The sequence below is a fragment of the Xanthomonas sp. MLO165 genome (genome assembly GCF_018831305.1).
GTDB lineage: Bacteria > Pseudomonadota > Gammaproteobacteria > Xanthomonadales > Xanthomonadaceae > Xanthomonas > Xanthomonas arboricola.
Window position 1 is genome coordinate 4,036,215 of the sequence record NZ_CP029263.1, and the last position, 13,875, is coordinate 4,050,089.

The window sequence follows — 13,875 nt, forward strand, 5'->3', positions numbered from 1 at the left end:
CCGCATCGCTGTCAGAAACCGAAACTCAGGCTCGCCCAAAACGCGCGACCGGGTTCGTTGTAGGTGGCTGCACCCGCCGCGCCGCCGGTGTTGTTGGTGCCTTCGCGGAACAGACGGGTGTCGAACAGATTGTCCACACCGACGCCCACGCTGACCTTGCGGGTGATCCGGTAACGCGCACTGACGCCCCACAGGTCATAGGGGTCGCGCGTGTCGGGGGCGATGGCGCCGCCGCTGGTGCTCGATTGCGTGGCCGACTCCTGCTTGCCGTAGAAGGTCCCGGTGAGCAGCAGCGACAAGGCCTGGGTCGGCTGCCAATCCAGCGTGGTGTTGACGGTGTATTCCGGGATCACCGACAGCGGTTGATCGGTCGCGGTGTTCTTGTTCTCGATCATGTAGGTGACATTGGTGTTCCACTTCAGCTCGCGGCCCTGCTCGCCCAACAGCGGCAACGTGAGATTACCTTCCACGCCCTGCACGATCGCTTCCGATGCATTGGTCCACTGGAACACCTGCCCGCGCCGGTCGACGGTGATACCGACCGGCGTCATGCCGGCGACGATCTTGTTGTCGTAGGCGTTATGGAAGTACGTCAGCGAGGCGTGGTGACCGGTTTGCGGTGCCCACTCGATGCCGATCTCCTTGTTGATGCTGGTCTCCGGATCGAGGTTGTCGTTGCCCTGGATATAGCAGCCCGAACCAAGATTGGGGAACAGCACCGGGCAGCCATTGCCGCGTGTGTAATACAGATAATTGGCGTTGGACTGATACAGGTTGGGCGCCTTGAAGGCGCGCGCGATGCCGCCCTTGAGCAACCAGTCGTCGCTGAGTTTGTACTGCACGTTGAGGCTGGGGCTGAGGTTGTTGCCAAACTGGCTGTGGTGATCCAGCCGCACACCGGGCGTCAGCGTCAGCCGCTCGCTGACATAGATGTTGTCTTCCAGATACACCGCGCTGAGCGTGGCCTCGCTGCGTGGGCTGCGCGTGCCGTTGGCAAGACCGGGAAAGCCGCCGCCGGCGCTCACCGTCTGCGACATCGAATACGCATCGCTGAGGCGGCTCTGGCGGCGCTCGAAACCCAGCGTCAGCACCTGCTCGGCCCAGGCCTGCAACGGCATGTTGAACTCGCCGTCGATGTTGAGGTTGTCGAGCGTGGCGGTGGAATTGAGCAGGCTGGCGGCAATGGAGCCTTCGGGGCCGCCGGCCAGGCCTTCGTTAAGGCGGGTATTGTCGGTGCCTTCATAGGCGGCGGTGAGGCGCGAGGTACCGAGCGCCCAGGTGCCGCGATGGGTCAGCGAGGCGGTGCGGCGGATCATGGTGTTGGTTTCGCTGCCGAACAGTGCGCCCAGATCGGCACCGGCCAGGCCATCGGCGCTGACCGCACGATCACCGGCGTACAGATTGCCCTGGCGGCTGAAGCCGGCATCGAGTTCCATCACCTGGCCTTCCATCGGATCCCAGCGCAGCAGGCCGTTGATGTCCTTGTTGCGCACGCCCTCGCGCCCGGCCGGCGGCACCGCGGCGGCACTGCTGGCAAAGCGGCGATTGAGCTCCAGCGAATCCGGATCGGTCTTGTTGAGGTTTCCATACAGGCGGAACGAGAACGTGTCGCTCAGCGGCCCGCTGAGCTGGAAGCCGGCACGCTGGCCACCGCCTTCGGCACTGTGCTGCGGCACCAGGCCGAACACCGTCATCGAACCGGTCAGGTCGCCGGTCGGCTTCTTGGTGATGATGTTGACCACACCGCCGGAGGCACCGGAGCCGTAACGTGCTGCGGCCGGGCCGCGCAGCACTTCGATACGCTCCACCGCTTCGGCCGGCACCCAGTTGGTGTCGCCGCGCGTATTGCGCTCGCCGCTGCGGCCCATGCGCACCGCATCGCGCGATCCCACCGGCTTGCCGTCGACCAGGATCAGCGTGTTTTCCGGGCCCATGCCGCGCAGATCGATCTGGCGGTTGTTGCCGTACTGGCCGGAGGCGCTGTTGCCGGTGAGGTTGACGCCAGGCATGGTGCGCAGCAACTGCGACAGATCGTTGACCGGTGGGCGCCGTTCGATGTCTTCGGCGGTGATCACCGATGACCCCAAGGCCTGGCGTGCGATCTGCGCGGCGGTGACGTGCACGGTGCCCAGCGACTGTGGCTCGGCTGCAACCTCTTCGGCCGATGCGCTGCAGATGCAGCTGCCGCAACCGAGAGCAATGGCCAGCACCAGCTGACGGTGGGACAACACGGGACGACGTGCAGGCGCAGACATCCATGACCGGCGTGATGCGGACATTCTCAAACCTCTCGACAGGAGATGGACCTCTGGCGACGGCTTGAGGTGACACGATGGGAGTGATGCATGCAGCGCCGCGCCCGACGCGCGTGCGCGGCGCTGACACAGTCAAACTTGTCCGCGCATTCTACACAGATGCGATTCATTCTCAAATCGGAACGCTGCGCTGGCATGGCCGCACGCAGGCATTGCCGCTTCCGGCAGCGCAGACGTCACCAATGACGCACACCGGTGGGGAACTGTACGCGTTAGCTGGCCGACGATGCGGCCAGCGTGCGAAAGGCCTTCATTCAAGGCGACAAACGCAGCCAGCCGATGGTGGTATTGGTTGCCGCGCCGCGGTGTGGACGATGCCTGCATCCGCGCTGGCAACACTGCGCGTCTTACTTCAGCGCCAGCAATTGCCGCATGTCATCGATGATGGCCACGGCACCGGCGCTCTGCACATCGAAGCCGCGCAGATAGCCGTAACGCACCATCGCCAGCGGCATTGCCGCGGCGTTTGCAGCCGCCGCGTCGGTGGCCGAATCGCCGACCATCAGGCATTGCTGCGGTGTGCGCCCGAACTGTTTGGCCAGGTGCAGCAGCGGCGCTGCATCGGGTTTGCGCTGCGGCAGCGAATCGCCACCGAGCACGCTGCTGAAATGCGCAGCGATGCCCAGGTGCTCCAGCAGCGGCGCGATGAAGCGCGCTGGCTTGTTGGTGCACAGCGCCAGCGTGGCGCCGGCCTCGCGCAGGCCGGCCAATGCCTCGGCAACACCGGGATACAGCTGCGGGTTGTGCAGCAGGCTGGCCTGGTAGTGGCGCATCATCAGCGGCATCTCGGTATCGGCATCGTGGGTGCCGCCGGCTTCGCGCAAGGCGGTGGCGAGCAGCACGTGCACGCCTTCGCCGATCCAGCTGCGGATCGTCGCCTCGCTGAACTGCTGCAGCCCGAGTTCCTGCAAGGTGGCATTGAGCGCTTCGGCGATATTGGGTGCGCTGTCCACCAGCGTGCCATCCAGGTCGAAGATCACCAGCGGATACGGAAACATGCGCACAGTCTCGTTGGGGGAGCGGCCTGCAGTGTACGAGCTGCGGGATTCAGGGCGCGTCACCGTGGCGCGATGCGAACGGCCGATGCATGCGTGGCTGCATGCATGGGTGCAGTCATCGCTGCATGCACCACACGCCGCGGCCGCGGTGCAGCAGCCATGCCGCCACGCACTCACTGCGCCGGCGGCATGTCGCCGAACAACTCGCCCTGCACCGCGCCCTCTTCCGCGTCGCTGAAACCGCTCAATCCCACCCCGACCAGGCGATAGCGCGTGTCGTCGGGCAACTCCACGCGCCGGGTCAGCGCCAGCGCGATCTCCGCCAATGCCTCCAGCGAAGCCGGTGGCTGATCTGGCGTGTACGAGCGGGTCAGGATGCGGAAGTTGGAGGTCTTCAACTTGAGGACCACGGTGCGCCCGATGCGCTCGGTACGCCGCGTGGCCAGCCAGGTCTTTTCGGCCAGGCGCAGGATGTGCGGATCCAGTGCCTCCAGCGCGATGTCCTCGCTGAAGGTATCTTCCGAGGACACCGATTGCACCTCCTGATCCGGCTCGACCGGGCGCTCGTCGATGCCGCGTGCGCGGCGGTACAGGCTCTGCCCGAAGCTGCCGAAATGCGCCTGCAATTCTTCCAGGGGGCGCAGCCGAAGATCGCTGACGGTGACGATCCCCAACGCCGCCAACTTGCCATCCATCACCTTGCCCACGCCGGGAATGCGGTTGACCGGCAGCGGCAGCAGGAACGCATCGACACGACTGGGCGCGATGACGAACTGCCCGTCGGGCTTGCGCCAGTCCGAGGCGATCTTGGCCAGGAACTTGTTCGGTGCGATGCCGGCCGATGCGGTGAGCTGGGTTTCCTCGCGGATCTGGCTGCGGATCAGTTGCGCGATTTCGGTGGCCAGCTGCATGCCGGTCTTGGCTTGCGTGACATCCAGATAGGCCTCGTCCAGGGACAGCGGCTCGACCAGATCGGTGTGGCGATGGAAGATCTCGCGCACCTGCCGCGACACCGCCTTGTAGCGCGCAAAATCCGGCGGCACGAATACCGCATCCGGACACAGGCGCTCGGCACGCAGCGCGGGCATGGCCGAACGGATGCCATAGGTGCGCGCTTCGTACGAGGCCGCGCACACCACCGAGCGCGCACCGCGCCAGGCCACCACCACCGGCTTGCCGCGCAGCGATGGATCGTCACGTTGCTCCACGGACGCGTAGAACGCATCCATGTCCACGTGCACGATCTTGCGCATCAAGCTGGCATCTCTCCGAAAACGTCGGGCCATGATAAATCAGCCGCGTCTCACGTCTTGCGCCGCGCCATCGCGCAAGCCCGGGCGCGAACGGACGCGAGCGCTGGCGGGACGCTCTGCTGCGTCTGTCCGGGTGCCGATCCACGCCGAGCAGGCATGCCTGACGCGTTCCGCTGAATGCCGTGATCCGCGTTGGATCCTGTCTGCCACACATGCTTGCCGCACTGCGCAACCGGCTGAAAACAGCACGCATGCGTACGGATAAAACGTTTGATTGAACCGCGCGCCCTCATGCACCCTTGCCGGCCTCGCCTTTCGCTTCTTGCAGGAAACGTTCGTCATGACTCGTCAAAGTGCGTACTCGCGCGACCAATTGCTGGCCAGCGCGCGCGGGGAATTGTTCGGACCCGACAGTGCCCGCCTGCCCAACGACCCGATGCTGATGTTCGACCGCATCACCGAGATCAACGACAGCGGCGGCGCGCATGGCAAGGGCCTGATCCGCGCAGAACTCGACGTGCGCCCGGACCTGTGGTTCTTCGGCTGCCACTTCATCGACGACCCGGTGATGCCCGGCTGCCTGGGCCTGGACGCGATGTGGCAGCTGACCGGCTTCTTCCTCACCTGGATCGGCGCAGCGGGCCGCGGCCGCGCGCTGGGCTGCGGCGAGGTCAAGTTCACCGGCCAGGTGTTGCCGAGCGCGAAATTGGTCAGTTACGAAATCGATATCAGCCGCGTGATCAACCGCAAGCTGGTGATGGCCCAGTCCGATGCACGCATGCTGGTGGACGGGCGCGAAATCTACACGGCCAACGATCTGCGCGTGGGCATGTTCACTTCAACGGAGAATTTCTGATGCGTCGCGTCGTCGTCACCGGAATGGGCATCACTTCCTGCCTGGGCAATGATCTGGACACCGTCTCCAGCGCCTTGCGCGAGAGCCGCTCGGGCATCACCGCATTGCCCGATCATGCCGACGCCGGCCTGCGCAGCCAGGTCGGCGGTGCGGTGGCGCTGGATCTGGACAGCCTGATCGACCGCAAGCTCAAACGCTTCATGGGCGATGCCTCGGCCTATGCCTACCTGGCGATGCGCGATGCGATCGCCGATGCCGGACTGGATGCCGAGCAGGTCAGCGACCTGCGCACCGGCCTGATTGCCGGCTCCGGTGGCGGATCCAGCCAGTGGCAGGTGGAAACCGCCGATCTGCTGCGCAACCGTGGCGTGCGCAAGGTCGGCCCGTACATGGTGCCGCGCACGATGTGTTCGTCGGTCTCCGCTTCGTTGGCGACCGCGTTCAAGATCCGTGGCCTGAGCTATTCGCTGTCGGCCGCGTGTGCGACCTCGGCGCATTGCATCGGCGCGGCCGCGGACCTGATCCGGCACGGCGCGCAGGATGTGATGTTCGCCGGCGGCGGCGAAGAACTGCACTGGACCATGAGCGTGATGTTCGATGCAATGGGCGCGCTGTCCACCGGCTTCAACGATCGCCCCGCCGTGGCCTCGCGGCCCTACGATGCGCAGCGCGACGGCTTTGTCATCGGCAGCGGCGGCGGCATGCTGGTGCTGGAAGACTATGACCACGCCATCGCGCGCGGCGCACGCATCCATGCCGAACTGCTCGGCTATGGCGTGACCTCCGATGGCGCCGACATGGTGGCGCCCAGCGGCGAAGGTGCGGTGCGCTGCATGCACATGGCCATGCAGGGCCTGACGCAGCCGATCGACTACCTCAACACGCACGGCACCTCCACGCCGCTGGGCGATGTGACCGAGCTGGGCGCGGTACGCGAGGTGTTCGGCGACAACGTCCCGCCGCTGTCCTCGACCAAGGCGCTGTCCGGCCATTCCTTGGGCGCGGCCAGCGTGCACGAGGCGATCTACAGCCTGCTGATGCTGCGCGACGGCTTCATGGCCGGCTCGGCGCATATCGACGAACTCGACCCGCGCGCCGAAGGCTTCCCGATCCTGCGACAGACCCAGGACGCCACGGTGAACACGGTGATGTCCAACAGCTTCGGCTTCGGCGGCACCAACGCAGCGCTGGTGTTCGGGCGGGTGTGAGGGCGCGGCGGCGGGCGCCGCGCGGAATTGGGAATTGGGGATCGGTGTGCGGAGAGATCGCTCTTGCCACTCCCCAATCCCGATTCCCCACTCCCGGTTCAGCCGGCCATGCCGTTGTGCCGCAGCAATGCGTCGATGCTCGGCGCGCGTCCCCGGAAGGCGCGGAAGTTGTCGGCCGCGCTGCGGCTGCCACCGCGCGACAACACTTCATGACGAAAACGTGCGCCGGTGTCAGCGACCTGTTCCGGCGCTTCTTCGAACGCGGCGTAGGCATCGGCACTGAGCACTTCGGCCCACTTGTAACTGTAGTAACCGGCTGCGTAACCGCCGGCGAAGATATGGCTGAACTGGTGCGGGAAGCGATTCCATGCCGGCGGGCGGTTGACCGCCACCTCGTCGCGCACGCGCTCGATCAGCTGCAGCACGTTGTCCTGGGTCGGGTCGAAGCTGCTGTGCAGCTGCATGTCGAACAACGCAAATTCCAGCTGGCGCACGGTGAACATGCCGCTCTGGAAATTGCGTGCGGCCAGCAGCCGGTCGAACAGGTTGCGCGGCAGCGGCTCGCCGGTCTGCACGTGCGCGGTCATCGCCTGCACGCGCTCCCATTCCCAGCAGAAGTTCTCCATGAACTGGCTCGGCAGTTCCACCGCGTCCCATTCCACGCCGTTGATACCGGCCACGCCCAACTCGCCGATGCGCGTCAGCAACTGATGCAGGCCGTGGCCCATTTCATGGAAGAGCGTGGTGACTTCGCCATGCCGGAACGTGGCCGGCGTATCGCCACTGCCACGGCCGAAGTTGCACACCAGATACACCAGCGGCGTCTGCACGCCGTTGGCGGTGTCGCGGCGGTTGCGGCAATCGTCCATCCACGCGCCGCCACGCTTGCCTTCACGCGCGTACAGGTCCAGATAGAACTGGCCGACCAGCTCGCCCTGCGCATCTTCCAGACGATAGAAGCGCACATCCGCATGCCAGACCGGCGCGCGGTCGGGCTTGACGGTCAGGCCGTACAGGCTGTGGATCACATCGAACAGACCGGCCAGCACCTTGGGCTCGGTGAAGTACTGCTTCACCTCCTGCTCGGAGAAGCTGTAGCGCGCCTGCTTGAGTTTTTCGGAGGCGTAGGCCAGATCCCAGGCCTGCAGTTCGTCCAGGCCAAGTTCGTCGCGGGCGAAGGCTTCGAGCTCGGCACGGTCGCGTTGCGCATACGGCCTGGCGCGCACTGCCAGATCGCGCAGGAAGCCCATCACTTCATCCGGGCTTTGCGCCATCTTGGTGGCGACCGAATACTCCGCGTAACTGGCAAAGCCGAGCAGCTGCGCCAGTTCGGCGCGCAGGGCCAGGATACGATCGATATTGGCGCTGTTGTCCAGCGCGGCATCGCCGAACTCGGAGGCGCGCTCGGCGTTGGCGCGATACAGCCGCGCGCGCAGCTCGCGATTGTCCGCATCGGTCTGCACCGGCAGATAGCACGGCATCTGCAAGGTCAGCTTCCAGCCAGGCACGCCGTCCTTTTCCGCGGCCGCACGTGCAGCGGCGACCACCTCGGCCGGCAAACCAGACAGCTCGGTTGCGTCCTCGCTCACGTACGACCATGCATCGGTGGCATCGAGCACGTTCTGCGAAAACTTGGCGGCCAGTGCGGACAGTTCTTCCTGGACCTGCGCAAACCGCGCCTTGGACGCGTCATCCAGCTCGGCACCGCCGAGGCGGAAATCGCGCAGCGCGTTTTCCAGCACCTTGCGCCGCGCGGCGTCGTAGTGCGCCGCTTCCGGCGCTTCGGCCAGCGCCTTGTACTGCGCATACAGCGCCAGGTTCTGCGCCAGCGCACTGCCGAAGCGGCTGAGCTTGGGCAGATTGCTGTTGTAGGCCTCGCGCAGTTCCGGCGTATTGACCACCGCCTGCAGATGGCCGACCTGGCCCCAGGCACGCCACAGCCGCTCGGTAGCATCGTCCAGCGGCACCACGAAGCTGTCCCAGCTGACCGGGCTGACCTGCTCGGCCGCTTTCACCGAGGCCTCGGCCTCGGCGAGCAGTTGATCGATTGCCGGGCCCACGTGTTCGGGGCGGATCGCATCGAAGGACGGCAGTCCGGACAGGTCGAGCAGCGGGTTGGTCATGGGGCGCTCCGGCGGTGGACTGGATCAGGAATCAGGGCGAGGGACTGGCAGACGCTGCCAGAGGCAGCGGTTCTGCCAGCAGCTGATCGGATATGGCGGTCATTCCAGCGCCGCACAAGGCAGCGCAGGCAAGTCGCCGCCGTTGACGGCGATGGCAATGGCCGCATCGCTGTCGGTGACGTCGATGTCGCGCGCCACGTACCAGGCCGGGTCGTAATAGCTGTGCGCATAGCGCTCGCCGGCATCGCACAGGATGGTGACGATGGAGCCGCTGCGGCCGGCCTGGCGCATGCGCTGGGCGGCCTGCAGCACGCCGACGAAGTTGGTGCCGGTGGAGCCACCGACGCGGCGGCCGAGCGTGGCGCTGACATGGCGCATGGCGGCCAGGCTCAGAGCGTCGGGCACCTTGATCATCACGTCCACGCAGCTGGCGATGAAGCTGGACTCCACCCGCGGCCGGCCGATGCCTTCGATGCGCGAGCCGCCGGTGATGGCCAGCTCCTTGGGGCACTGCCCGTCCACCGCGCGGCAATAGCCGTCGAAGAACACCGACACTTCCGGGTCGGCGCAGAGGATGCGGGTGGCGTGGCGCCGGTAGCGCACATAGCGGCCGAGCGTGGCGCTGGTGCCGCCGGTGCCGGGGCTGCAGACGATCCAGTCGGGAATCGGATGCGGCTCCTCGGCCAGCTGCTTGAAGATCGATTCGGCGATGTTGTTGTTGGCGCGCCAGTCGGTGGCGCGCTCGGCGTAGGTGAACTGGTCCATGAAATGACCGCCGGTCTCGCGCGCGAGCTGGTGCGAGGCGCTGTCCAGATCGCAGGCACGCTCGACCAGATGGCAGCGGCCGCCCTGGAACTGAATCGCGGCGATCTTTTCCGGCGAGGTCGAAGCCGGCATCACCGCGATGAAGGGCACCCCCAGCAGCCGCGCGAAGTAGGCCTCGGAGATGGCGGTCGAGCCACTGGAAGCCTCGATCACCGGCCGCCCGGCACGCAGCCAGCCGTTGGTCAGCGCGTACAGGAACAGCGAGCGCGCCAGCCGGTGCTTGAGGCTGCCGGTCGGGTGGCTGGACTCGTCCTTGAAATACAGGTCGATGCCCGGAAAACCCGGCAGGTCCATCGGAATCAGATGGGTGTCGGCCGAACGGTTGAAATCGGCCTCGATCTTCTGGATGGCGGCGGCCACCCACTGGCGCTGCGACATGGCAGGACTGTGCGGCGAAGGAAGCGTCAATTCTACCGCTGCCGGGCGCGCGGCCACGGCCGGCGGGTCATCGGGCGGACAGCTGGGAGCCGGTGCTATGCTCGTGGCACCCGACTGCCCGCCCTGACTGCCCGTGCTGCGTTGCCTGCTCCGCCTGCTGCTGTGCCTGTGCCTGGTTGCCAATACGGCCACCGGCGCGTGGGCGTGGGTGGGCATGGCGCTGCCGGGGATGGCGTCGGCCGGGGCGGTTGCGACCGCGTCGATGGCGCACGCGCTCATGCCGGCCGCGATGCCGTGCCATGCCGACATGCCGCCGCCCGCTGCGGCGCATCCCCCCGATAAAACCCGGCACGCGCACGCGGCCGACTGCTGCAAGCTGGGCAGCTGCGACTGCCTGCAGCACTGCAGCCTCGCCTTGCTGACCCTGCCTGCGGTGCCCGCCGGCCTGCCTGGCCGCGCCACCCTGCCTGCCACCCTGGCCGAAGGGCGCGGCAGTCCAGTGCCCGAGCAACCGGTTCGACCTCCCATCGCCTGAGCGCTGACGGCCTTGGCCGTCATCGGGCCCGCGCGCTTGCTGCGCGGGGTTTCTAAGCGATGCGATGCGTCCGCCTTCATCGGTGGGCCGCAGCGGAGATGTCATGTCTTTCGATCCCAATTGTTTCGATCCACCCTCCAACGGCGGCCTGAGCCGACGCCGCTTCGTTCAGGGCATGGCCCTGGGCGGTGTTGCCGCCACCGCCGGCCTGTGGCGCAGCGATGCGCGTGCGTCCAACCCGGTGAGCACGCCGGTCCTGCGCGGCAGCAGCCAGACGCTGCAGATCGGCCGCATGCCGGTCAACCTCACCGGGCGCCGCCGCCCCGCCATCACCGTCAACCAGAGCCTGCCGGCCCCCACGCTGCGCTGGCGCGAAGGCGACACGGTCAGCGTGCGCGTGCGCAACGCGCTGGCCGACCAACCCACCTCGGTGCACTGGCACGGCCTGTTGCTGCCGGCCAACATGGACGGCGTGCCGGGGATGAGTTTCGACGGCATCGCGCCGGGCCAGGAGTACCACTACCGCTTCGCGCTGCGCCAGTCCGGCACCTACTGGTATCACAGCCATTCGATGTTTCAGGAACAGGCCGGCCTGTACGGTGCGATCGTCATCGACCCGCTGACACCGCCGCCGTACCGGCACGATCGCGAGCATGTGGTGCTGCTCTCGGACTGGACCGACCTGGACCCGGCCGCGCTGTTCCGGCGGCTCAAGCAGATGCCCAGCCACGACAATTACGCGCAGCGCACGGTGGGCGATTTCCTGCGCGATGCGCGCGACGACGGCCTGCGCGCAACGCTGGCCGACCGCGGCATGTGGGGGCGCATGCGCATGACCCCGACCGACCTGTCCGACGTCAACGCCAACACCTACACCTACCTGCTCAACGGCGTCGCCCCGGCCGGCAACTGGACCGGCCTGTTCAGGCCAGGGGAGAAGGTACTGCTGCGTTTCATCAACGGCTCGTCGATGACCTACTTCGACATCCGCATCCCCGGCCTGCGCATGACCGTGGTGGCCGCCGACGGCCAGTACGTGCATCCGGTCAGCGTGGACGAGCTGCGCATTGCGGCGGCCGAGACCTTCGACGTGCTTGTCGAGCCCATCGGCCAGGACGCGTTTACCTTGTTCGCGCAGGACATGGGCCGCACCGGATTCGCCTGCGGCACGCTGGCGGTGCGGCATGGGCTGCAGGCACCGATTCCCGCGCTGGATCCACGCGCGATCCTCACCATGCAGGACATGGGGCACGGCGATGGCATGGCGCATGCAGGTCACCCCATGCACGGCGCCGACACGCCGCACAGTGACCCGCATGCGGCGCACGCGATGGCAATGCCGATGCCAGCCGCACAGACGCACGGGCATGCAAGCGTCGATGCGCAGCGCAAGACACCGCACCACCCCGCCAGCGAAGACGGCAACCCGCTGATCGACATGCGCAGCAATGCCACTTCACCGCGCCTGGACGATCCTGGGGTTGGCCTGCGCGACAACGGCCGCCGGGTGCTGCGCTACGCCGATCTGCACAGCCTGTTCGAGGATCCGGATGGGCGCGAACCCGGGCGCGAGATCGAACTGCATCTGACCGGGCATATGGAAAAATTTGCCTGGTCGTTCGACGGCATCGCCTTCGCCTCGGCAGAGCCCTTGCGGCTGCAGTACGGCGAGCGGCTGCGCATCGTGCTGGTCAACGACACCATGATGCAGCACCCCATCCACCTGCACGGCATGTGGAGCGATCTGGAAGACGCCGATGGTAATTTCCAGGTGCGCAAGCACACCATCGACATGCCGCCCGGCACACGCCGCAGCTATCGCGTCCGCGCCGATGCATTGGGCCGCTGGGCCTACCATTGCCATCTGCTGTACCACATGGAAGCGGGCATGATGCGCGAAGTGCGGGTGGAGGCATGAGTACACCACGGACGCAATACAGGACGCTGCTCGCACTGCTGCTGAGCGCATCGGCCACTGCACAGGAGCATCAGCATGCGGCGATGGAATCATCCGCGCATGCCGACGGCGCACATGCAATGCAGATAGCCGACCAGGCAACGGCGGCCCACCCGCAGACATCCATCGCAACGGAGGCATCGCCGCCATCCGCGCAGCAGAGCGCAGAGGCGATGCAGATGGAGCATGCGCAGATGCAGCACGCGCAGCACTCCAGCACTGCATCGGCAAACGCTGCTGACAGCACGCCTGCGCAACGCCCGGTGCAGGCCGACGTTTCGGCAGCGCCGACATCGATGCACCACGCAGGCATGCAGCACGCCGCACACCAGACCTCTGCAAATCCACAACTGGACCACACCCGGCAATCACAGGCAGACAGCGACCACGATGCAATGGAGCACGCATCGATGGAGCACGCATCGATGGATCATGCGTCGATGCAGCACGGGCAACAGCATGGGACGATGGATCACTCCGACATGGAGCACGCGCCGCATGCCGAAGCGGTGACGCAAATGCCGGCATCGCCCACCACCGGCGCACTGCCACGTACGCCGATCCCCGAGCCCACTGCCGAGGAGATCGCGGCGGCATTCGCCCCCTTGCAGCACCATGCGATGCACGCGCCAGGCATCAATCACTACGTGTTGCTCGATCGACTGGAAGCCTTCGACACCACGCGCGGCAGTGGCCAGGACTGGGAAGCGCGCGCCTGGATTGGCGGCGATATCGACCGGCTCTGGTTGCGCAGCGAAGGCGAGCGGCAGGACGGGCGCACGCAGGCCGCATCGGTGGAAGCGTTCTATGGCCACGCCATCTCGCCGTGGTGGGACCTGCTGGTCGGCGCACGTCAGGACATCGGAGCGGGTGAGCAGCGCCGTTGGGCCGCCTTCGGCGTGCAGGGCCTGGCGCCCTACAAGTTCGAGACCGAAGCCACGCTCTATGTCGGCAGCGGCAGCCGTGCCGCGCTGCGACTGGAGGGCGAATACGAGGTGCTGCTCACCAACCGGCTGATCCTGCAGCCGCGCGTGGAAGCCGATATCGCCCTCACCGACGATGACCGGCGCGGCGTCGGCAGCGGGCTGGAGCAGGTCGAGGTGGGCCTGCGGCTGCGCTACGAAATCACCCGCCGCTTCGCGCCCTACATCGGCTGGGTGCACAGCCGCAGTTTCGGCGACACCGCCCGCCGCGCCGCGATCGACGATGAGCCTGCACGCGACAGCCGGTTTGTTGCCGGCCTGCGCATCTGGTTCTGAGACAACCGCTGTGCGCATGGGCCTGACCGTTCGTATTCGGATGCAGGCCCATGCCACGGCCTTGAACAAGGCAGGTCGCGCTGTCGCGCACGATCGACCACAGAGCGACGCCAGACCGCCGACGCGCACGGTGCAGACATGCCGACAACCATTGCCCCGCTAACATCC

The 13,875-nt window shown here is 66.6% G+C and carries 10 protein-coding genes; 5 read left to right on the forward strand and 5 right to left on the reverse strand.

Annotation, left to right across the window (positions count from 1 at the left end; all coding sequences use genetic code 11):
• Positions 1-11 precede the first annotated feature (11 nt).
• From DGN21_RS16805 to dinB, 3 genes are all read right to left on the reverse strand, one after another.
• Positions 12-2,255, reverse strand: a complete 2,244-nt coding sequence (locus DGN21_RS16805; RefSeq protein WP_126966623.1) for a TonB-dependent siderophore receptor — start codon at positions 2,253-2,255, stop codon at positions 12-14.
• A 407-nt stretch (positions 2,256-2,662) separates the two neighbouring features.
• Positions 2,663-3,313, reverse strand: coding sequence for a phosphoglycolate phosphatase (locus DGN21_RS16810; protein ID WP_047127351.1), 651 nt, complete (start codon positions 3,311-3,313; stop codon positions 2,663-2,665).
• A gap of 173 nt (positions 3,314-3,486) precedes the next feature.
• Complete coding sequence (gene dinB, locus DGN21_RS16815) at positions 3,487-4,566, reverse strand: DNA polymerase IV (protein WP_039525307.1); 1,080 nt, start codon at positions 4,564-4,566, stop codon at positions 3,487-3,489.
• A gap of 340 nt (positions 4,567-4,906) precedes the next feature.
• Between dinB and fabA the strand changes: the two genes are divergently transcribed.
• Both fabA and fabB read left to right on the forward strand, forming a co-directional pair.
• Positions 4,907-5,422 carry a 3-hydroxyacyl-[acyl-carrier-protein] dehydratase FabA gene (gene fabA, locus DGN21_RS16820; RefSeq protein WP_039522501.1) on the forward strand — a complete coding sequence of 172 codons (516 nt, stop codon included), beginning with the start codon at positions 4,907-4,909 and terminating at the stop codon, positions 5,420-5,422.
• Positions 5,422-6,630 carry a beta-ketoacyl-ACP synthase I gene (gene fabB, locus DGN21_RS16825; RefSeq protein WP_039525306.1) on the forward strand — a complete coding sequence of 403 codons (1,209 nt, stop codon included), beginning with the start codon at positions 5,422-5,424 and terminating at the stop codon, positions 6,628-6,630. Before fabA ends, fabB begins: the two co-directional genes overlap by 1 nt.
• A gap of 98 nt (positions 6,631-6,728) precedes the next feature.
• On the opposite strand, the gene DGN21_RS16830 is transcribed toward fabB, so the two are convergent.
• Both DGN21_RS16830 and DGN21_RS16835 read right to left on the reverse strand, forming a co-directional pair.
• The gene (locus tag DGN21_RS16830; protein WP_126966621.1) at positions 6,729-8,753 is read right to left on the reverse strand and encodes a M3 family metallopeptidase; all 2,025 of its coding nucleotides are present in this window, start codon (positions 8,751-8,753) and stop codon (positions 6,729-6,731) included.
• Between the two features lie 99 nt (positions 8,754-8,852).
• The gene (locus tag DGN21_RS16835; protein WP_024938387.1) at positions 8,853-9,956 is read right to left on the reverse strand and encodes a PLP-dependent cysteine synthase family protein; all 1,104 of its coding nucleotides are present in this window, start codon (positions 9,954-9,956) and stop codon (positions 8,853-8,855) included.
• Positions 9,957-10,089: 133 nt separating this feature from the next.
• On the opposite strand from DGN21_RS16835, the gene DGN21_RS16840 reads away from it, so the two are divergent.
• The 3 genes from DGN21_RS16840 (at position 10,090) to DGN21_RS16850 (ending at position 13,707) form a co-directional block, all read left to right on the forward strand.
• On the forward strand, positions 10,090-10,491 hold the full coding sequence (locus DGN21_RS16840; protein ID WP_126966620.1) for a CopL family metal-binding regulatory protein: 402 nt from the start codon (positions 10,090-10,092) through the stop codon (positions 10,489-10,491).
• Positions 10,492-10,573: 82 nt separating this feature from the next.
• Complete coding sequence (locus DGN21_RS16845; protein WP_184429119.1) at positions 10,574-12,409, forward strand: copper resistance system multicopper oxidase; 1,836 nt, start codon at positions 10,574-10,576, stop codon at positions 12,407-12,409.
• Positions 12,406-13,707, forward strand: coding sequence for a copper resistance protein B (locus DGN21_RS16850; protein ID WP_126966618.1), 1,302 nt, complete (start codon positions 12,406-12,408; stop codon positions 13,705-13,707). Before DGN21_RS16845 ends, DGN21_RS16850 begins: the two co-directional genes overlap by 4 nt.
• The last annotated feature ends 168 nt before the right edge of the window (positions 13,708-13,875 follow it).